Consider the following 20,455-nt stretch of genomic DNA (forward strand, 5'->3'; position numbering starts at 1 on the left):
CTACCCCTTCACCGAGCCGGAGGTGAGACCACTCACGATCCGGCGTTGGACCAGCAGGAAGAAGACGATCGCGGGGACGGTGAACACGAGCGCCGCGGAGAACACCGTCGACAGCGGGGTGATGAACTCCCCGATGAACGACGACAGGCCCTTGCTCGCCGGCCACTTCGTCGTGTCGCGGATGAAGGTCGAGGCGAACAGGTACTCGTTCCAGCCGTCGAAGAACGTGATGACCGCGGCCGCGGCCACCGACGGCACCACTAGCGGCAGCGTGACCTGCGAGAAGATGACGAACCGGGGTGCGCCGTCGACCCGGGCCGCCTCTTCGATCTCGTAGGGGACGCCGTCCATGGCCGACTTGATGATCCATACGGCGACCGGCATGGCGAATGCGGTGTTGGCCAGCACCAGGCCGAGCAGCCCGTTGATCAGCCCCAGCGTCACGAACAGCGTGTAGAGCGGCACGATCAGCAGCGCTTCGGGCAGCATCTGGGTGGCGAAGAGCGCGAAGCCGAGCACTCCACGGCCGTGGAAGCGCCGGTACCGGGACAGGCCGTAGCCGGCCAGCACCGCCAGCGTCAGGCTGAAGAACGTGGTGCCCGTCGCGACGACGGCGCTGTTGGTGAGCCAGCGCAGCAGCGGCACCCCGCTGCTGAAGACGTCGAAGATGCCGGGGAGCCGGTCCAGCCGCGCCCACAGGCTCTGCCCGCTGAACAGTTCCTCGCGGGTGGCCAGGGCGGTGTCGAGCATCCAGTAGACCGGGAAGCCGGAGATCACGATCAGCGCCAGGATCGCGAGCCACCGGCCCGGCCCCGCCCCGGTCAGCCGCTTCACAGCGCCTCCCGCCGCGTCGAGCGCCGCTCGACGACGAAGTAGACGACGGTGACCAGCAGGGACAGGCACAGCCCGAGCATGCCCAGCGCCGCTGCCCGGCCCAGGTCGGAGTTGGCGAACGCCTCCCGGTAGACATTGATGACCAGCGTGTTGGTGGCGTCGACCGGTCCGCCGCCGGTGAGCAGGTAAATGATCTCGAACCGGCGCAGTGACCAGATGGTCATCAGCAGCGCCGCGATGCGCAGCGTCGGCGCGATGTGGGGCAGCACGATCTCCTTGACCGTGGTGAACCGGTCCGCTCCGTCCACTCTGGCCGACTCCCGCACCTCGGCGGGCACCGACTGCAGGGCGGCCAGCACGACCAGCATGATGAACGGGAACACCTTCCAGACGCTGACCGCGGTCACCGACAGCAGTCCCAGGTCTGGGTCGATGAGCCAGCCCTGTTCCCCGATGCCGAGCACGGCGAGGCCCCGATTGGCCACCCCGTCACCGACGTTGAAGATCCAGGTGAACACGAGCACGACGGCGATCGACGGCACCGCCCAGGGCATCGTCAGGATGGCCCGCGCCACCGCCCGGCCGCGGAATCCGTTGTTGACGGCGAACGCCGCCACCGTCCCGAGCACCAACGACCCCAGCACCGTGCAGGTGGTGTAGAGGACGGTGGTGAGCACCGACGACGCGAACCGCTGGTCCACCAGCAGCTCGCGGTAGTTGTCCAGGCCGACGTACTCACCGCCGTCGGGGTTGAGCAGCTTGGTGTCGGTGAAGCTGAGCAGTACCCCGCGCAGCAGCGGGGTGGCGGTGAACACCAGCAGATAGACTGCCGCGCCACCGACGAACAGATACGGCGCGAGCCGCGATCGGGTGCTCATTCCCCTCCTTCCGGTCGTTCGCGGTAGGCGCCGCGGAACGGCGCCTACCGCGTCGGGCGTGGGACCGATCAGCTCCCGACCGCCGCCTTCGCCTCTTGGGCCGCCTTGGCCAGGGCTTCCTCGGGCGGGACGTTCTGCAGCAGTACCTTCTCGACCCACTGCAGGACGATGTGGCGGATCTGCGGGGTCTTGGCCTCGAACCCGTCCACCACGGCGTCGTGTGAGTACGGCGCGTTCTCCCGGTAGGCGGTGACCCACGGGTTGGCCTTCACGAACGCCTCGGGGACGGTCGTGTCGACGGCCACTGTCGAGGCGTTGCCGATGACCTCGGAGAGCTTCTGCTGCGGCTCCGGCTGGACCAGCCAGCGCAGGAAGTCCTTGGCCAGCTCCTTGTTCTTGGAGTTCTTGTTGACGACGAAGTAGATGCCGACCTGGCTGGTGTTCTTGCCCGGGAAGGGAAGCTTCGACGACATGATGGAGGTGCCCGGCACCTTGTCGCTGATCATCGCGGTCGGCGCGCCCGTCGCGTCGATCAGCATGGCCAGCTTGCCCTCCTTGAACTTAGTCCGGAAGGTCGAGGCGTCGTCGCCCACGGCGAACGCGCCGGAGTCGTAGACGGCCTTGTACGCCTTGAGCGCGGCGACGTTCTCCGGGCGGTCGATGGTGAGGGTCTTACCGTCGGACCAGCCGCCGCCGAAGCCCTGCGGCCAGTTGTTGAAGTCGATCCACCACGGGTTCTCCTCGGCGATGCGGTGGCGCACCGCGAAGCCGGTGATGCCGGTCTTCTCCTTGATGGTCTTCGCCGCCGTGACCAGTTCCTCGGGCGTGGTCGGTGGCTGGACCCCGGCCTGGGCCAGGATGTCCTTGTTCCACAGGAACGCGTAGGGCGCGATCTGGGCGGTGACGGCCAGCTGCTTGCCACGCCACTTGCCGCCCTCGTTGGTGGCGTTGAGCTTCACGTCCGGGCCGAAGACGCCGTCGAGCGGCTCCAGCACGCCCGCCTCGGCGAGCTCGGGCAGGAACGTGTCGGCGACGGCGAATACGTCGGGTCCGCCGCCCGCGGCGATCTGCGTCTTGATGGTGGTCTCGTAGTCGGCTCGGGTGATTTCCTGCTTGGTGAGCGTCGCCTTCGGGTTCTTCTGCTGATAGCCCTGGAAGGTCTCCCACATCTTGGCGCCGTAGCTCGGAGCGAGCAGGTCCCAGTGAGTGATCTCGAGGGTTCCGCCGTCCTGGGTGGACTTGGCGGGCTCTTCGGTGCCGCCGCATGCGGCCATCAGGCTCAGCACGGCCACAATCGCGGCCGCGGAAAGTGCGCGTCGGTATCTCAACATTCCTGTCCACCTCGAGTGGCAGTCGGTGTGTCGGTGGGACCCGGGACTTGGTCCACGACTGTAGACGCGGTGGCTCGATATAGGAACCCATGTTCAGATACATGAACGAATTGCCTGTTATCACAGCTCAGAGCAGCTGTATTGCTCGTTCCCAGGCGGTATGGGAACGGGCTCGATCAAGTCGGCGGAGCGGGTCCTGCAGACCCTGGACCTGGTCGCGCGGCACCCCGACGGGATCGACGCCAGCGGCGTCCGCACCGCCCTGAAGCCGCCCTGAAGCCGCCCTGAAGCTGCCCAGGAGCAGCCTGCACGGGCTGCTGCGGGTGCTGGCGGAGCGCGGCTACCTGTTCGTGGATCCGGACTCGCGGGTCTACCGGATCGGCGCCAGGCGGAAAACAGCGCGGGGCGGTGGCGGCGCCCGCCGGGACGCCGCCACCGCGGTCAGGGGCTGACCTCAGCTGCTCGCGTCGTACGGCGCCTCGATCTGCGTGGTCACCGTCTTGCCGTCGACCGTCCCGGTGGCCTTGACGGTCACGGTGCCGGCCGGCACCGACGCGCTGCGGGTGTTGAACGACTGGTATGCGGACTTGCCCGGGGCGACGCCGGTCACCGTCCGCGAGCCGAAGGGCGTGATCAGCTCGATGGTGAGCGGCACGCTGTCGTCGTTGCGGGCGTTGACGGAGACGTAGGCGTTGGCGCCGATGCTCTGCGTGCGGGCCTGGACGTCGACGGCGAACTCGAACGCCGGCGCGAGCTCCCGGTCGGCCCGCACGGCGTCGGCGACGACGCGGTCCTTCTCCGCCGCGGTGAAGACGCCCGCCGCGACGAAGGCCTCCGCCGTGCTGGTGACGGCCGCGACGAACCGGCTGTGGGTGGTGAAGGGCGCCTGGTCCCAGACCAGGTCGAGGAAGGTCGGGCCGCCGGTGCCCGGCGAGACCACGCCCGTCACCGGTACGTCGTAGTTCGGCAGGCCGTCGTTGCGGTTGCGGTTGGGCACTCCGGTGTCGATGGACCCGAACACGATCGTCGGCTCGACCCGGCGGAAGTACGACGAGACGGGCTGCGTGTCGCTGACGTAGTACGGCCGCAGGGTGAACCCGCCCGCCGTGAAGGTCGGGTCGCCCGCCGCCGTCGTGCTCGCGAGCGTGACCGCCGCCCGGGAGTAGTCGCCGTCCCGCTTGAGGTGGCGGTAGAGGGTCAGCTCGCGGAAGTTGCCGCCGCCCGGGTTGCCCAGGATCTGCAGGAGCACCGGGCCCCAGAAGACCGCCTGCGTGTCGGGGCGGTCCAGCGCGCGCTCGGTCCGGATGCTGAAGGGCATCCGGATCTCGACGGTGTCGCCCGGCGACCAGGTCCGGCTCAGCGTCAGGTAGGTGCCGGGCCGCGCGGTGACGTTCTGCGCGACCCCGTTGACCGTGACGAAGAAGCCCTGCTGCACCCAGCCCGGCACGCGCAGCTTGAGGTCGAGCGGGCCGCTGCCGTCGATGGTCAGCTTGGTCCGGTCCGCCCGGGGGTACGTCGTCTGCTGGGTGACGGTGAAGCCCTTCTCGGCCCAGGTCAGCGTCGAGGACGCGTAGAGGTTGACCCACAGCGTGCCGCCGTCGGCGGACCTGAAGTAGATCGTCTCCTGGTACTTGGTGTGGTTCTCCAGGCCGGTGCCGCCGCAGCAGGTGCCGGTGTTGCCGTAGCTGCGGGCGGTTCCCGGCGACAGCGGCTGGAAGTAGGTGACCTGCGGGTCGCCGGTGCTCGCGGTGTCGGCGCGCGACCCGGTGATCATGTTGAGCAGGCCCCGCTCGTAGTAGTCCATGTACGCGGCGTCGTGCTCGTGCAGGAACAGGTTGCGGGCCAGCTTGATCAGGTTGTACGTCGTGCAGGTCTCCGCGCCGCTCGTGGCGATCGCGTTGCCGATGTTGTCCCGGTTCTGGAACAGCTCGAGGTTGTTGTTGGAGCCGGGGTAGTTGCCGCTGGTGCCGCCGCTGGCGAACATCCGGTGCGGGACGACCATGCCGTAGAAGTTCTTAGCGGCCTTGAAGTACTCCTCCTCGCCGCTGTGCTCGTAGACGCGCAGGTATCCGACGAACTGCGGCACGTGCGTGTTGGCGTGCAGGCGCTCCGCGCGGCGGCGGCCGGGCCGGTTCTGCGGCGTGACGACGAGGATGTCGCGGTTCTCGACGCAGGCGCCGAACAGCGACTCGCGGTTGTCGAAGCACTTGGCGGTCTCCAGGTGCTTCGCCTCGCCGGTGATCGCGTAGATCTCCGGGAAGACCTCGTTCGCGCCACCGAACTCGCCGCCGATGTAGAGGTCCCACATGTAGTTGAGGTTGTCGCGGGTGAGCGGGCCGGGGTAGCCGGGGTAGTTCTTGTCCCCGATGGTCAGCGCGAGGTGCGCCCAGTCCGCCATCTTCACGACGATGTCGAGGGCCTGCGCGTTGTCCGTGTGGTAGTACGCGTCGAGCAGGCCGCGCATGATCTTGTGCTGGGTGTACCACGGCGCCCAGGTGTTGGTGGCCGCGTTGCCGCCGTAGACGGCCCACCGCGGCGGGCCGAGCCGCAGCACCGCGTCCTCCGGGATCGCGCCGAGGTAGCCGGGGTGGGTCGGGATCCAGTCGGCGGCCCCGGCGGTCGAGGCGGCCACAACGCCGGCGTCGCGGCCGTTGGGCGAGGCGTCCTTGAGGGCGGTGCCGTCCGTCTCGTCGAACTTGTACCACGCGATGTTGCCGCCTCCGGTGCTGCCGGCCGGCGAGTCCAGCAGCGACTGGACCTCCTGCCGGCTCAGCGCCCGGTCGAAGATGTGGAACTCGTCGATGGTGGCGTCCAGGAACGGGTCGCCGTACGCCGAACGCCCGATCCACCGGTTCCCGGGGTTGCCGAGGCGCGACGGGTTGAGGGTCATGTTCGTGTTCTGGCCGACCTGCTGACCGTTGACGTACAGCGTTCCGGTGTTCTGCGTCAGCGTGACGGCCAGGTGTACCCACTGGTTGGTCGGCAGCGCGGCGGTGCCGTTGATCTGCTGTTCCTGGCCGGATCCGCCGACGGTGATGGCGAAGCGCGGAATGTTGCCGGTCACGCCGGCGCGCGGGGTCAGGAACATGTTGACGGTCGTGCTCTGCCCAAAGTCGAACAACCGGGTCCAGGTCTGGGTGGACGCGAGGTTCACCCAGGCGGCGATGGTGAAGTCGGTGAGCTGGTTGATCGCCTCCTGCGGCAGTGTCACGTACTGCGCCTTGCTGGGTCCGTTCAGGCGCAACCCGTTGCCGAAGCGGCCCTGGACCCGGCCGATCTGCGGCGGCTGCGGATCCCCGCCGCCCGGGCCACCGTTGTTCATCCGGGCGGTGATCGCGTCCTGGCAGGCGGCGAGCTCGCGGACCATCCAGTCGAGTTTGGTCTTGTACACCGCCTCGCCCTGGTCGGCGTACGCCTGCGCGAGCGACGTCATGTAGTGGCCGGCCCAGTGGCCGCTGAGCAGCCCGCCGTCCTCCCAGCCGCCCGGCACCGAGACGCCCGCCGGGTTCGTCCGGCCGGCCTGGTTGTTGAACAGCACGAGGAAGCGCCGCTCGTCGTACTGCCGCAGGAAGTTCTTCGTCCGGTCGCGCTTCTCCTGCAGCAGGCCGTTGCCCAGCTTCACGTCGCGCAGCGGGAACGGCCTGACCGGTGCGGTGGCGCCGGGCCCGAGGTCGGCCGCGGCGGGCGTGGCCGCGGTCAGGTCGAGCGCGGCCGAGTCGATGGCGGTCGCCGCGTCGGCGAGGCCCGGCGCGATCACGCCGGCGCCGGCCGCCGCGGCCGCACCGAGAGCGGAAGCTTGAAGGAATTGACGTCGGTTGAGTGGAGCCTTGCCGGATCTGGCCACTGAAGGTCGTCCTTCCACGGAGTGTGTGCCGGGGTCGGGCCGCGATTGCCCGCTGCGTCCACATCGGACGGAGGCGCCCGAAGTGCGCCCTGGTGCGGGATCACGAAAGCCGGAGTCTGTGGTCACCCGATAGACCGAGTGTGAGCGCTCACTTCAGCACCGGTCAAGATTCAATGCCATCAAATTTGAGAAATCTCTATATGGAAGCCGGCCGCAAATGTTAGCGCTAACAGTCACCCCTCCGCCTGCGCGCCACCCGCCAACGCGGCCTGCCGGCCCTCCTGCCGGGCGCGGGCGAGCATCGCCGTCAGCCGTCGGCGGCGCCTGCGGACGACGGTGCGGATCGCGAGCACGAGTGCGGCGAGGACGGCGGCGAGGACGAGCTGCGGCCACGGCACGATCCAGCCGGTCACGTCGACGACCGTCGGGGTGGCCTGCAGGCCCGGCCCGGTGTCGCCGAGCACGGCCGGCGTGAGCGTCACCGTGGTCCGCACGCGGCCGAGGCCCCAGACGCCGCTGACGCGGGTGCCGACCGTGCGGCCGCCGCCCGGCAGCAGCTCCCCCGCGTCCACGGCCGCCGTGCGCCGGTGGGCGCCGAACAGCTCGGCGACCGCGGCGTCCGCGCGGGCGTCGACCCGCACGTTGCCGGTGTTGGCCACCGAGTAGGTGACGTGGACGGCGCCGGGCCGCAGCGGGTTCCAGGAGCGCTCGAACTGGGCGGTGAGGCGCTCGGCCGACAGGGCGGCCCGGGCGGTGCCGCTGGCCCGCAGCAGGACCCGGAAGCCGACGCGGCTCTCCACCTGGACCGTGCCGGAGCTGCTGAGGATCGACGCGGCGATGCCGGCCGGATGGTCGCCTGGGGTGGCGTTGCCCGGGACGGTGACGGTGAACGGCACCACCTTGGTCTCGTTCGCGGCGACGGTGACGGTGTGCTGCACGGCGATCCAGGTGCCGCCGTCCTTCGACGGCTGGTCGGAGGGCAGCATGTTGAAGCGGCCCTTCTCGGTGAGGTAGCCGTCGGCGGCGGAGAGGGCGAAGACCGCTTCGGTCTTGCTGAGGTTGCGCACGGCCAGGTGTTCCGTGACGACCTGTCCCGGATCGAGGGTGCGCTCGATCCAGCGCCGGCCGTCGGGGCCGCCCTGATCGGCCGGCTGGACCGTCCAGGTGACGGCGCTTGGGCTGGGGTCGGCGGCCGCCGCGGTCGGGGTGAGCGGGACGGCCAGGAGCCCGGCGGCGGCGAGCACCGCCAGGGCCCGGCGGGGGCGGTTGACCATCATGGCGGGGGTCCTTCGGCGACAGTGGTGGGCGGGGGCCTTGCGACCCCCGCCCACACCGGTTACTCGAACAGGGAGATCGTCAGGGTGGCGTGGTAGGAGCCGGCCGCGACGCTCGCCGGGGTGCGTAGGTAGAGATCGGCGTTCACGGCGTACGAGCCGCCGGCCACGGCCGCCGAGTCGAACGTCGAGACCAGCAGCTCCTGGTCCTTGAGACCGACGTTGTTGCCCGGCTGGGTCGGGTCGTCCAGCACGGTCACGACCTCCTCGCCCTCGGTGACCTGGCCGGTGTCGCCGCCGTCGATGAGGTGCGGCTTCCAGCCGAGGTGGTCGGCGGTGATGGGGGCCTGCCCGGCGCTGCCGGTGAAGTCGCTGGACGTGCCCAGCACGGCCCAGCTGGCCCCGGCCGGGACCTCCTCGGCAGTGCGGGTGTCGGTGACGGTCACCGTCGGCAGGACGCCGGTGAACTGCCGCACAAGCGCGGTGGATCCGTTCTCCTGCAGCGTGACGGCGTTGCCGGCGACGCTGAGGGCGAGGACGCCGGGCTGGTGCAGCTGGGAGATGTCAACGGCCACCTGGACGTCGCTGGAGTCGCCGTCCCCGGCTAGGGCGGCCGCGGGGAAGGCGGCCGCGCCGGCGAACACGGCGGCGGCGGTGACCAGGTGCAGGCGATGGCGTGCGTTCATGTGTCGAGCTCCAATCGGGGGGTCAGACGCCGCAGTTGAGCGCGGCGTGCTCGGAGGTGATGGAGGTGGTCACGACCTTGCCGTCGACCGTGCCGGTGGCGCGGACGGTGACCGTGCCGGCCGGCACCGACGCGCCGCGCACCGCGAAGGACTGGTACGCGTTGGCGCCGGCCGCGACAGCGGTGAAGGTGCGGTTGCCGTAGGGGGTCTCGACGGCGATGTCCACCGCCGAGGTGTGGTCATTGCGCGCCTGGACGGCGAGGTACGCCGAGCCGGCGATGCAGCGGGGCTGGACGGTGACCGTGACCGGCACGGTGACCGGCTTGGTGCCGGGGTCGTCGGCGAAGACCCGCCACTCGGTGATCGCGACCGCCGAGTAGGTGGTCCCGTTGCCGTTCGCGCTGATGGTGGCGCGCAGCCTCGACGTGGTGACCGGGTTGAAGGTGACGGTGTTGAACGCCGTGGTGCTGGTGCCGTAGGCGGAGGCGCCGGTGACGTCCTGCCACGCGGTGCCGTCCCAGTACTGCAGCTTCCACCCGTCGGGCTCGGCGACGCCGTCGCCGGTGCCGCGGTTGGAGTCCCGCCAGAACTTCAGCTCGGAGCCGGTGAGCCGGATCGGGCGGGTCCAGTCGTACTGGACCCACTGGGTCGCCGGCCGGGTGCCGGACCAGGTGCCCCAGATCTGCGCCTGGGCGGGGCTGGCCGGATCGGCGTTGTCGTTGAGCGCGGTGATGCTGTTCCAGGAGGCCGTGTAGGACGCGCTCGGCACCGCGATCGGCGCGACGTTGCCGGTGAGCGGGCCGGACAGGTCGGCGGGGATGGTGACCGTCTTGGCGGTCTCGGTGTTGCCGGCGTTGTCGGTCGCGCGGAACGACACGGTGTGCTTGCTGGTGTCGGGTGCGGCGACCGGGCCGGTGTACGTGGTCCACGCGCCGGTGTCCACGGCGTACTCGATGCGGGCGACGCCGGAGGTGGCGTCGGTCGCGGTGACGGCCACCGTCCTGGCGTTGCCGTCGACGGTGCCGGTGCTGGTCGGCGCGGTGGCGTCGATGCGCACCGGCAGGCTCGCCGGCGCCGAGACGTTGCCGGCCCGGTCGGTTGCGGTGGCGGTGACCGTGTGCTGGCCGTCGCCGGTGACGGTCACGTCGGTGTACCGCACCGGCGAGGCACTGACCGGCGCCCCACCGTCCACCTTGGACTCGATCGTCATCCGGCCGCCGCGGTCGTCGACGGCGGCGACTCGGACCTTGACCGCCGAGCGGAACCAGCCACCGGTGCCGGCACTGCCGCTCGGGGTGAGCGTCAGGGTCGGCGCCGTCACGTCACCCTCGGTGTCGGTGGGCGAGACGACGGTGACCTGGGTGGAGACCTTGCCGGCCGCGTAGCCCAGCACGCTGCCCTGGATGGTGAACTGGCGCGGGGCGGCGACGTCGTCGGCGGTGACCTTGTCCCAGTAGACCGGCACCTGCAGGGTCTCGGCGCCGAACGTCACCGGCACGGTGGCCGGCAGTTCGGTCTCGCCGACCTCGACCGTGATCGGCGGCGGGGTGACGGACTGTGGCTGGGCGGCGAGCACCTTCCACTCCTCGACCGCGACGCCCGAGTAGGTGCTGCCGTTCGTCGACGCGTCGAAGATCGCGCGGACCTGCGTGGTCGTCACCGGGTCGAACGTGGTGTTCTGGAAGCCCTGCGTGGAGGTGGGATATCCGCTGGGGTTGGGTACGTCGGCCCACTGCCCGGTGGCGAGGTTCCAGTACTGGATGCGCCACTTGGCCGGCGCGGCGACGCCGATCCCGCTGCCCTGCGGCTGGTCGTTCCAGAAGTCGATCTGGGAGCCGGCGATGCGCATCGGCTGGTCCCACGTGTACTGCACCCACTGCTGCGGCGGGTTGTTGGAGGTCCAGGTGCCCCACATGTCCGGCGGGAGCGGGTTGGCGCGCACGATCTCGTCGTTGAGCGCCTTCACCCAGTACTGCGTCGGCACGGGCTCGTTGGAGACGGTGACCTTCGCCTCCTGCGCGATGTTCGCCCGCGGCGTGCGGTCGCGCTCCTTCACCGGCGTCTGGTTGACCATCTTCATCCGCGGCGGCGTGAGAGTGTCGTCCCACTCGACCTTGTCGATGGCGACCGACCGGCGGAAGTGCCCGCCGCCCACGGCGTCGGCGGTGTGGTAGGTGATGTACCACTGGCCGTTGAACTCGAGGATGCCGGGGTGGCTCGTGGTCGAGGACACCGGCGTGAGGATGGTCCCCCGGTTGGTCCACGGTCCCTGCGGCGAGTTCGCGGTGGCGTAGGCGATGCAGGCGTGATAGTTGGCCGGGGTGCACGACGAGGTCGGGCCGGCGTTGTTGCCGGCGTAGGCCAGGTAGTAGGTGCTGCCGCGCTTGAAGATCCAGGGGGCCTCGAAGAAACCGGTCAGGCCGGTGATCGACTGCTGCGTGCCGATCGGGGTCTTCATGTCCTTGCCGAGCTCGAGCATGCGCAGGTTGCCGAAGGTGCCCCAGTAGATGTAGACGCGCTGGTTCGGGGCCTGGCCGTCGATGAAGATGGTCGGGTCGATGTTCTGGATGGTGTTCGCCGTGGGCACCCGCTGGGAGATGAGCGGCGAGCCGATGTAGTCGCTCCATGGCCCGGTCGGGGTGTCGGAGACGGCCAGGCCGATGGCGAACTTGTCCGACGCCGGGCTGTTGCGCTCGCTGACGGGGAGGTACCAGTAGTAGCGGCCGTCGACGCCCTGGATCATCTGCCCGGCGTAGGCGCGGCCGGACGTGGCCCAGGAGAACACCGTCTCCGGGCGCGTCAGTGCCGGGAAGTGGGTCCACTCCCCCGACTGGACGTCGGTGGTACGGAACGCGCCCCAGTCGTTCATGATGAAGTCGTTGGTGGTGGGGCCGGCCTGGTCATGGCCGGTGTAGATGTACAGCTGGTCCTTGCCGCTGTCGTTGCCGGGCGCGCCGGCGGGCACGACGACGGGGGCCGGGTCGGCGGAGTAGTAGCTGCCGTCGGCGAGGATCGGGTTGCCGACGTGGGTGAAGGTGTACGAGTCGGCGGCGTGGGCCGGTGCCGCGGGTGCGACGAGCAGCCCTACCGCGACCAGCCCTGCGGCTGCCGCTCTGCTGAACAGTTTCAAGATGCCGTTCTCCTCATTGGGGTGTGGTGGCGGCGCCGTCCGCCGGCGCCGCCACCAAGGGGAAGGGCTAGCCGCAGCTCGAGGCGTCGAATGGTGCCTCGATCTGCGTGGTGACCTGTTTGCCGTCGACGGTGCCGGTGACCCTCACCGTCGACGTCCCGGCCGCCACCGAGCCGGCGCGGGTGTTGAACGCCTGGTAGGCGGTCTTGCCGGGGGCGACCCCGGTGACCGCTCGCGAGCCGTACGGCGTGATCAGCTCGATGGTGAGCGGCACGCTGTCGGCGTTGCGGGCGTTGATCGACACGTAGGCGTTGCCGCCGATGCACTGCGAGCGGGCCTGGACCTCGACGTCGAACCGCGGCGCCGGCTGGTTCGGCACGTCGTAGACCTCCCATTCCTGCACGCCGGGCGAGCCCTTGCCGTCCTCGGTCCCGCTCGCGGTGAGCAGGGCCCGCAGCTTCGTGGTCGTGACCGCCTTGAAGGTGACGGTGTTCCACCCGGTCGCGGAGGTGCCGTAAGCGCTGGGCTGCTCGACGTCGGCCCAGGTGCCCTGTGCGGTCCAGTACTGCAGCTTCCAGGAGCTCGGCGGCGCGACACCGAGGCCCGACGCGTCGATGTCGTCGGTGAACCAGATGCGGCTGCGGTCGACGGTGACCGGCGACGCCCAGTCGAGCTGGATCCACTGCTCCCCGACCTGCGGCCAGGTGTTCCACACGTCGGTGTTCGGCCCGACCGGCCCGGTGGGCTGCACGCCGTCGTTGAGGTTGTCGACGGTGAGCCAGCCCGGCGTGTACGACGCGGACGCCGTGGCGGTGCGGGCGACGTTCACCGGCGCCTGGCCCGCCGGAACCTGCAGGGTGCCGATGGCGGACGTGTTGCCGGCCTTGTCCACCGCCCGGTAGTCGACCGTGGTGGCCGACGACCCGATCGGCACCGCGCCGGCGGCGGTGGTCCAGTCCTGGGTCACCACGCCACTGACGGTGAGCCGGTACTGCACCGCCCCGATCCCGGACAGCGCGTCGCTGCCGGTGATGGTCACCGACCGGCTGCCCTGGTCGAGGGCCGCCGTGGCCGTCGGCGCGGTCCGGTCGATGCCGATGGTGCGCTCGGTGACCGGCGAGACGTTGCCCGAGGCGTCGGTGGCCCGGGCCCGCACCAGCGTCGAGCCCTCCGCCGAGATCGTGACCGGTCCGGTGTACGCCTGGAACGTGCCGGTGCCGACGGCGATCTCGATGCGCGGTGACGGGTCCTTGTTGTCGGTCGCCGCGGCGGTCACGGTCACGTTGGAGCTGGTCCAGCCGCTCGCCGGGGACGGGTCGGCGGTCAGCGTAGTCACCGGCGGGGCGGTGTCCTGCGAGCCGCCGGCGCCGACCACAACCGTCGCGGTGGCCGTCTTGTCGGTGCCGGCCACCTGGCCGGTCACGTCGAAGGTGCCCTCCGCGGCGTACTTCGCCGGGTCGATCGCCGCCCAGGTGACCGCGATGCCGCTCTGCCGCGAGCCGTCGTTGTACCCGACGGTGACGCCGTTCGGCAGCACCGGCTTGACGCCCACCTTCGTGGTCACCGACACCGGGTCGATGGTGTTGATCTGCACCGGGTCGCCGCCGCGGACCCACACGTGGGCGGTGGCGGTCAGCGTGGTGCCGGTGACGAAGCCGGAGACGGTGAAGTCGCCGACGGCCGTCACCCTGACCGGGTCGATCGCGCCCCACGCCACCGCGACCGGCAGCCGGGTGCCGTCGGCGTAGGTGACGTCCACAGTGGACGGCAGGGTCGGCACGACGCCGACCTGGGTCCGCGCGTCGACGCCCTGGACCGAGCTGGCCGCGGCGGCGAAGACCCGCCACTCGGAGACGCCGACTGCCGAGTAGGCCGTGCCGGCGGCGTTGGGCAGGGCGTTGAACGTGGCCCGGAGCCGGGTCGTGGTGACCGGGTCGAACGAGACCTGGTTGGTGCGCCCGCGCACGGCCGGGTCGAAGCCCGTCGCGCCGGTCACGTCCCGCCAGGCCGCGCCGTCCCAGTACTGCAGCTTCCACGACTTCGGCACCGCGACGCCGCTGCCGCCGGTGGTGCTGTCCGACCAGAAGTCGATCGACGCGTGGTCGACGCGCACGGCCGACGGGAAGTCGTACTGCAGCCAGCGGGTGGCCGGCTCGTTGCCGGTCCAGGTGCCCCACAGGTCGGTCTGCGCGCCGCCGGTGAAGAACGCCGGCTTGCCGTCGTTGACCGCCTTGACGTCGTTCCACCCGGCGGTGTAGCTCGCCGACGGGGTCGCCGTGCCGGCCACGTTGATCTCGCCCTCGGACAGCGCGGTCGCGTCGACCACGACGTCCTTTGTGGACGTCGCCTGGCCGTTGCCGACCGTGAGCCGCAGGGTGTACCGGCCGGACCTGGTGAACCGGGCCACCGTGCTCGGCGAGTTCGCCGGGTCGAACGCGACCGACCCGCCGGCCGGCGCGTCGACGACCGACCAGGCGGACGTCAGCGGGGTGCCGGGGTCGCCGTCGTCCTGGGCGAGGCCGATGAGGCGGGCCGAGCCGGCCTGGCTGTACGAGGAGTCCAGCCACGCGTCGGCCAGCGGCGGGTTGTTGACCGCGGCGGGCGCCGCGACGCCGGTGCCGAACGCCTGGACCTCCTTGATGCCGGTCTTCGCGCCGGGGCTGTGCTGCACGGTGATGCGCAGCTTCTTGGCCTTGACGGAGGGGAACCGGACCTGGTTGAGGTTGCCGCGCGGGTAGGCTGGCGCCCGGTACTCGTTCGGCACCAGCTTCCAGCCGGAGCCGTCGTCGTAGGAGACCGTGAACTGGGCCGGCGGGGCGTAGCCCGGGACCGTCGCGGTCGTGGTGGTGTTGTAGAAGTACACCCGGACGTCGTCGATCTGCCGGTCGCCCTGCAGGTCGATGTCGATCGAGTCGGACGCGTTGGGCGAGCCGGCGGCACCCCAGAACGGCTCGTTGATGGTCGTGCCGTTGACGGCGCCGGCCGGTCCGCGGCCCGAGGCCGAGAATGTCGCGGTGGCCGGGCGGCCCTGGGCGAAGTTCTCCGAGCCGGTGCTGGCCGGGGCGATGTCGGCGCCCGCCTTGGCCATCACGTCGACGATCCGCGCGTCGGCGGGGTACGTGACGTCCTGCGGCGCCCGCACCGACAGCGCGGTGTGCGACAGGATCTGCACGCCGGGCGCGGCCTCGACGGTGCCGGTGGCCGGGTCGTACACGACCTTGCCGAGCTTGTCCGCGGTGAACGCGAGCTGCCCGTCGAGGTAGACGGAGTAGCCCTCGGGGACGTCGTTGCCGTAGTACCGTGTGCCGCCGGGCGCGTCCCACACGATCGTGAGGTCGCGGTCGCGGTAGCGGATGTTGTTGGCGGTGAAGTGATCCCAGCCGATGTTGATCGGGTCGAGCTCCACCTTCGCGTCGGAGCGCGGGCGCAGGCCCATCGCGTCCTCGATGACGGTGAAGTTCGTCGCGCCCAGGATCGTGTGGTGGATCCAGGAGCGGTAGCCGATGCTCTGCCCGGTGGCGGAGCCGTCGGCCCAGAACTCGTTCTGGTCCGGGTAGCGGTTGTCGCCGTTGTTCTGGTACTGCGCCCAGGCGTTCCAGTACAGCAGCTTCTTGTACCACTCGGCGTCGATGTAGCTCGTCGGGTAGTTGCGCAGCACCGACGAGAGCATCCGGAACGTCACGGTCGAGTTGATGACCGAGAAGTTGTTGCTGCCCGGATGGCCCGCCGCGGCCGCGGCCGCCTTGTCGGCCTGGTTGGCCGTGGTGAACGGGAAGATCGGGTACTGGGCGCTGTCGGCGAACAGCCGCAGGGCCTCGACGTAGGGCTGCGTGTAGTCGGGGTCGCCGGGCTTGGGCATCAGCCCGACCGAGAACGGGTAGTAGTTGTTGATCTCCTTCCACGGCACGAGCGTGTTGGAGGAGACCAGGCGGTGCTTGAGCAGGTTGCCGTAGAGCCCCATCTCGTCCGGGGTGCTGCGGACCGGCTCCCACAGGTACTGCAGGACCGCCGTCTTGATCCGCGCGGCGAGCGCCTCCATCTCGTCGGCCTTCGCCGTGTTGCCGGCGGTGCGGTACGCGGCCGCCGCGGCCTTGGCGTTTGAGTAGAGGTACGCGTTCTCGGCGCGGTCCATGTTCCCGGAGCGCCAGTCGAACGACACCGCGTCGGCGTCGTTGCCGGTCATCGCGCCCCAGTTGTACTCGATGAGACCGTTGCCGTCGGTGTCGTACGCCTGCTGCAGGCCCTTGACGTCGGCCTCGGCGTACTGGCCGAGGTTCTGCGCGATCGCCTTCGGCCCGCCGTGCAGCTGGTAGGAGCGCCAGGCGGCCTCGGAGATGTACTCCGTGTAGCTGTTCGACCAGTTCGCCGGGTCGCCGGGGTTGTCGACGTACTTCGAGCTCTTCGACACCTCACCCGCCGACACCCACGGCCCGTAGGAGAAGACCGGGTCACGGAAGTACTTGAGGTCGTCCACGAACATGCCGACGGTCAGCACGATCGCGTTGTTGTAGCCGAGCACGCCCTCCATCGACGTCGGGAACTGGTAGTCATTGCCCGGCAGGTCGGCGTCGAGGAAGTTGAACCGCATGAGCCACCAGCGGTAGAACAACGTCTTGTCGATGTTGTTCTCGGGCGTGTCCAGGTAGGGCACATTGTCCGCCCACCACTTGTTGTAGGCGGTGACGTGCTCGGTGTAGGCGGCCGCCGGGGACAGGCCGCGGTAGTGCTCGTACTCGGTGGCCGCGGCCGGCTGCTCCTTGGTGACGAAGCCCAGCTGCACCTTGGTCTTCACCGACCCGGACGCCGGCACCGCGACCGTCTGCCGCAGCGCGCCGTCGACCGGCGCGAACCCGTCGCCGGAGAAGCGCGGGAAGATCGTGGTGAGCTGGTTGAAGGCGCGCACCGCGCCGGTCAGCTCGCCGTTGTCCGTCGCGATCGTCCGCGCGAAGGGCGAGTTCGCGGTGAGGGTCACGTTCTTCGCGGCGCCGTTGGTGCTGGACACCTCGAGGTTGGTCACGGCGACGTTGGCGTCGGTGATGAACTTGGTCTCGATGATGCGCAGCCCGGCGGAGGTGTTGTTGAAGACGCCGCGGAAGTAGCTCGGCGTCTGCCTGCGCTGGGTGGCGTCCTCGGTGAGCGTGACGTCCGCGCCGTTCACCGACGCGGTGATGGTGTACGCCCCCTGCCCGCCGGCGATGGTCTCGATGTAGGCGACCTCGCCGCCGAAGCCCAGCGTGGCGGGCTGGTGGGTCTTCATGAACACGGCGCGGCCGCGGCTGAACAGGTACTGGTTCGCGTCCCCGTTCGACCCGCCCGGCTGGTTGCCGGTGCGGGCGAGCATGCGGTCGATCCAGAAGTCGTTGTCGGTGCTGGAGCCGGCGCCGGCGGCGACATCGGCGTCGAAGATGGCCTGGAGCTGGTTGCGGACGTGGTAGCCGGTGCGCTCGTCGGGAATCGGGTTCGCGGTGCCGGTGAAGACCGGATATGGGGTGTTGGCGTTCGGCGCCGCGTATGCGGGCACCTGGACGAGGGCGGTCAGCAGCAGGCCGGCGGCCGCGGCGGCGGCCGCGACGCGGGGCCGGACCCGAACGCGTTCGGGTATCGGTACCGCTGGCGTTCTCACGAACGGACACCTCTTCTCGGGATGTGTGCGCGATGCCGGCGTACCGGCGTTCATCGGCCTGCCGCTGATGGGGCGGGTGAGTTGGGCGGCGGGGCCGATGCGAACTCGTTGTCCGACAGGTCGCCGCGGGCGACCGGGTTGCCGTTGCGGGCCAGCACCTGCACCTGCGCCTCGTCGGACAGCAGCCAGAACAGGAAGCTCCACGCCTGGTCGGCCTTCTTGGAGTCCCGGCCGATGCCGATGTCGTCGCCGCCGTCCTCGTCGACGACGAACGGCAGCGCGTGCTTGGCGCCGTCGCGGGTGCCGGCCCGCACGGACCGCTGGTCGATGCGGGCGGCGAAGGGCAGCCGATCGACCCGGCCGGTGATGTCCTGGTACAGGCCCCGGCTGGTCCAGCCCGGCACGTCGGCGATGCCGCCGGTGAGTAGGTCGGGCAGCGCACCGGTGCGGGCCGCGGCGTCGATGCGCCCCGGGAACTCCGCGGCCGGGACGAGCGTCAGCTCGACCTGGTTGGCGTGGGTGGCGTTGTAGGCGTCGACCAGCAGGGTCGCGGGTACCTCGAGCGTGGCGGGGGTCCACAGCAACAGCCGGCCGCCGCTGTCGGCCCCGTCGACGGGGGCCGACCGCGGCTTGGGTGACCCGGTGCACGCCGCGGCGGCGAACGCGAACATTCCAACGACAATGATCGATGCGAACGGGCGTTGCCAGCGCGTCACACGGCCCTCCGGAGGCAGCACGGTACCGTCGGGCCGTCCACTGTGGACGGTCCGTGGGTGGTGCGGGTATGGATCAGCCGCGCAGCGCGCCGGACATGAAGCCGCGGACGTAACTGCGCTGGAGGATGAGGAACAGGATCAGGCAGGGCACGGCCATGAACGTCACGCCGGCCTCGAGGGCGGGGTAGTCGATGGCGCCGAAGGTGGCGGTGCGCATGTTCGCCACAGTCAGCATCATGGTGAACTTGTCGGTCGAGTTGAGCAGGATCAGCGGGGCGAAGAACTCGCCCCACGAGGTGAGGAACGCGAACAGCCCGACGGTGATCAGGCCGGGCTTCACGGCGGGCAGCATGATCCGGATGAGGGCACGGAGGCTGCCGCAGCCGTCCAGCAGCGCGGCCTCCTCCAGTTCCTTGGGCACGGCCTCGAACGAGTTGCGCATCATGAAGATGGAGAACGGCAGCTGGAACATGATGAGCACCAGGCTGAGCCCGACGAGGGAGTCCTCCAGGCCGATCCAGCCCAGCAACACGTACAGCGCGATGAGGATGGTGGCGTAGGGCACCATGAGGATGGCGAGGGTGAGCAGGAACAGCACGTTCTTGCCGGGGAAACTGAACCGGCCGAAGGCGTAGCCGCCGAGCGTGCTCACCAGCAGCGTGCCGCCGACGGTGAGGGCGCTGACGGCGATGCTGTTGAACACGTGCTCGAGGCGGATGCCGTTGTCGGCGGTGAACAGCCGGGCGTAGTTCTCCAGGCCGAAGCCGGTCGGGGTGCGTACCGAGGCGAAGGCGCTCCAGGCGAGGGGGAACACGAACAGGATGGCGAGCGCTGCGCCGGTGAGCCGTCGCATGTCAGTCCCTTCTGCGCAGCACGCCGAGCTGCACGATGTTGAACACAACGAGGACGGCGAGGAGCACGACCGAGATCGCCGCGGCGGAGCCGAGGTCGAGCTCGATGAACGCCTTGCGGTAGATGACCATGACGAGGGAGGTGGTGCTGTTGTCGGGGCCGCCGCGGGTGAGGATCCAGAACTGGTCGAAGGCCAGCAGCGAGCCGGTGACCATCATGGTGAGGACGAGGGCGATGGTGGTGCGCATCAGCGGTACCGTGATCTGCCGGAACGTCTTCCAGCGCGACGCGCCGTCGAGGCGGGCGGCCTCGTATACCTCGACCGGGATCGACTGCAGACCGGTGAGCAGGATCAGCATGTTGAACCCGGCGAAGCGCCACAGCACCAGACCGACCGCGGAGCCCAGCGCGCTGCTTGGGCTGCCGCTGGTCCACGACACGTAGCCGTGCAGCAGGCCCAGCGACTCGAGGATCCGGTTGACCGGCCCGATCTCGTCGCTGAGCATGCCCAGGAACAGCAGCGAGGCGCTGGCGAAGCCGACCGCGGCGGGGATGAAGTACGCGGTGCGCAGCAGTCCGACGCCGCGGCCCGGGTGCTGTACCAGCAGGGCCAGCCCGAAGGACAGCGCGAAGAGCAGCACCGTGACGACCAGCGTGTACTTGAGGGTGAACCAGGCCGCCGTGCGCAGCAGCTCGCTGTCGCTGAGGTTGGCGTAGTTCTCCGGGGCGTTGAGCTCCGGCGCGCCGAGCAGCGGCCAGTGGTGCAGCGACATCCAGGCCACGAGGCCCAGCGGGACGAGGAAGAACATGCCGACCATGAAGGCGGTGGGGGCGGCGTAGAGGGCGCCGACCCATCGCCGTCCACGGGGGCGCCGGGGCCGTGCGGCCGGCGGGGACTCCGCCGGCCGCTCGGGGGCGAGCAAGGTCATTGCGACTCGAATCTCTTCGGGATCACTTCTGCAGCGAGGCGGTCAGTGCCGCGGCGCCGTCGTCGAGGGACTTCTTCGCGTCGCCGAACAGCGCGCCGCGGAAGGCGGTGACCCACGGGCTCTGCGGGTCGTTGTAGGTGGCGTTGAAGTTCTTCGCGTACGGGGTCTTGCCCTTGCCCATCAGGCTGTTGATCTTCACAACCCGCGGGTCGGCCGAGGAGTACTTGTTCTCCGCCAGGTCGGTGCGCACCGGCACACCCTTGCCCTTGGCCACCACCTCGACCTGCGCCTCATCACCCAGGGTCCAGGACAGGAAGTCCCACGCCTCCGTCGCGTGCTTGCTCGTCGCGCCGATCCC

12 protein-coding genes and 1 pseudogene are annotated in these 20,455 nt (G+C 70.1%); 1 reads left to right on the forward strand and 12 read right to left on the reverse strand.

Annotated features, from left to right (window positions below; translation table 11 throughout):
• From ACGFI8_RS40195 to ACGFI8_RS40205, 3 genes are all read right to left on the reverse strand, one after another.
• Positions 1 to 834, reverse strand: a complete 834-nt coding sequence (locus tag ACGFI8_RS40195) for a carbohydrate ABC transporter permease (RefSeq protein WP_392812760.1) — start codon at positions 832 to 834, stop codon at positions 1 to 3.
• The gene (locus tag ACGFI8_RS40200; protein ID WP_392812762.1) at positions 831 to 1,712 is read right to left on the reverse strand and encodes a carbohydrate ABC transporter permease; all 882 of its coding nucleotides are present in this window, start codon (positions 1,710 to 1,712) and stop codon (positions 831 to 833) included. Before ACGFI8_RS40200 ends, ACGFI8_RS40195 begins: the two co-directional genes overlap by 4 nt.
• Positions 1,713 to 1,780: 68 nt before the next feature.
• Positions 1,781 to 3,043, reverse strand: a complete 1,263-nt coding sequence (locus tag ACGFI8_RS40205) for an ABC transporter substrate-binding protein (RefSeq protein ID WP_392812764.1) — start codon at positions 3,041 to 3,043, stop codon at positions 1,781 to 1,783.
• Between the two features lie 284 nt (positions 3,044 to 3,327).
• On the opposite strand from ACGFI8_RS40205, the gene ACGFI8_RS40210 reads away from it, so the two are divergent.
• Entirely contained in the window at positions 3,328 to 3,495 is a 168-nt protein-coding gene (locus tag ACGFI8_RS40210; protein ID WP_392812785.1) for a hypothetical protein, read from the forward strand.
• A 2-nt stretch (positions 3,496 to 3,497) separates the two neighbouring features.
• Here the strand turns inward: ACGFI8_RS40210 and ACGFI8_RS40215 are convergent, their stop codons facing one another.
• The 9 genes and pseudogenes from ACGFI8_RS40215 to ACGFI8_RS40255 all read right to left on the reverse strand — a co-directional run.
• On the reverse strand, positions 3,498 to 6,800 hold the full coding sequence (locus ACGFI8_RS40215; protein WP_392812765.1) for a beta-L-arabinofuranosidase domain-containing protein: 3,303 nt from the start codon (positions 6,798 to 6,800) through the stop codon (positions 3,498 to 3,500).
• 320 nt (positions 6,801 to 7,120) lie between these two features.
• Positions 7,121 to 8,164: a hypothetical protein gene (locus ACGFI8_RS40220; protein WP_392812767.1), complete on the reverse strand. Its 1,044-nt coding sequence runs from the start codon at positions 8,162 to 8,164 to the stop codon at positions 7,121 to 7,123.
• Positions 8,165 to 8,223: 59 nt separating this feature from the next.
• On the reverse strand, positions 8,224 to 8,847 hold the full coding sequence (locus tag ACGFI8_RS40225) for a hypothetical protein (protein WP_392812768.1): 624 nt from the start codon (positions 8,845 to 8,847) through the stop codon (positions 8,224 to 8,226).
• A 22-nt stretch (positions 8,848 to 8,869) separates the two neighbouring features.
• A complete protein-coding gene (locus ACGFI8_RS40230; RefSeq protein ID WP_392812770.1) occupies positions 8,870 to 11,977 on the reverse strand; it encodes an OmpL47-type beta-barrel domain-containing protein in 3,108 nt (1,035 codons plus the stop codon).
• Between the two features lie 67 nt (positions 11,978 to 12,044).
• Positions 12,045 to 17,600 (reverse strand): OmpL47-type beta-barrel domain-containing protein, encoded by a 5,556-nt coding sequence (locus tag ACGFI8_RS40235; RefSeq protein WP_392812771.1) that lies wholly within the window; start codon positions 17,598 to 17,600, stop codon positions 12,045 to 12,047.
• Between the two features lie 50 nt (positions 17,601 to 17,650).
• Positions 17,651 to 18,271: a hypothetical protein gene (locus ACGFI8_RS40240; RefSeq protein WP_392812773.1), complete on the reverse strand. Its 621-nt coding sequence runs from the start codon at positions 18,269 to 18,271 to the stop codon at positions 17,651 to 17,653.
• A gap of 118 nt (positions 18,272 to 18,389) precedes the next feature.
• Complete coding sequence (locus ACGFI8_RS40245; RefSeq protein ID WP_392812775.1) at positions 18,390 to 19,169, reverse strand: carbohydrate ABC transporter permease; 780 nt, start codon at positions 19,167 to 19,169, stop codon at positions 18,390 to 18,392.
• 1 nt (position 19,170) lies between these two features.
• Positions 19,171 to 20,097, reverse strand: a complete 927-nt coding sequence (locus ACGFI8_RS40250; protein ID WP_392812777.1) for a carbohydrate ABC transporter permease — start codon at positions 20,095 to 20,097, stop codon at positions 19,171 to 19,173.
• 22 nt (positions 20,098 to 20,119) lie between these two features.
• Positions 20,120 to 20,455: pseudogene (locus ACGFI8_RS40255) on the reverse strand (sugar ABC transporter substrate-binding protein); the annotation flags it as partial.

The sequence above is a fragment of the Dactylosporangium sp. NPDC048998 genome (assembly GCF_043197855.1).
Classification (GTDB): Bacteria; Actinomycetota; Actinomycetes; order Mycobacteriales; family Micromonosporaceae; genus Dactylosporangium.

Bases quoted from the DNA above. Each gene is read 5' to 3' on its own strand.
- ACGFI8_RS40200 (WP_392812762.1), bottom strand. From the start codon at position 1,712: ATGAGCACCCGATCGCGGCTCGCGCCGTATCTGTTCGTCGGTGGCGCG.
- ACGFI8_RS40205 (WP_392812764.1), bottom strand. From the start codon at position 3,043: ATGTTGAGATACCGACGCGCACTTTCCGCGGCCGCGATTGTGGCCGTG.
- ACGFI8_RS40220 (WP_392812767.1), bottom strand. From the start codon at position 8,164: ATGATGGTCAACCGCCCCCGCCGGGCCCTGGCGGTGCTCGCCGCCGCC.
- ACGFI8_RS40225 (WP_392812768.1), bottom strand. From the start codon at position 8,847: ATGAACGCACGCCATCGCCTGCACCTGGTCACCGCCGCCGCCGTGTTC.
- ACGFI8_RS40240 (WP_392812773.1), bottom strand. From the start codon at position 18,271: ATGTTCGCGTTCGCCGCCGCGGCGTGCACCGGGTCACCCAAGCCGCGG.
- ACGFI8_RS40245 (WP_392812775.1), bottom strand. From the start codon at position 19,169: ATGCGACGGCTCACCGGCGCAGCGCTCGCCATCCTGTTCGTGTTCCCC.
- ACGFI8_RS40250 (WP_392812777.1), bottom strand. From the start codon at position 20,097: ATGACCTTGCTCGCCCCCGAGCGGCCGGCGGAGTCCCCGCCGGCCGCA.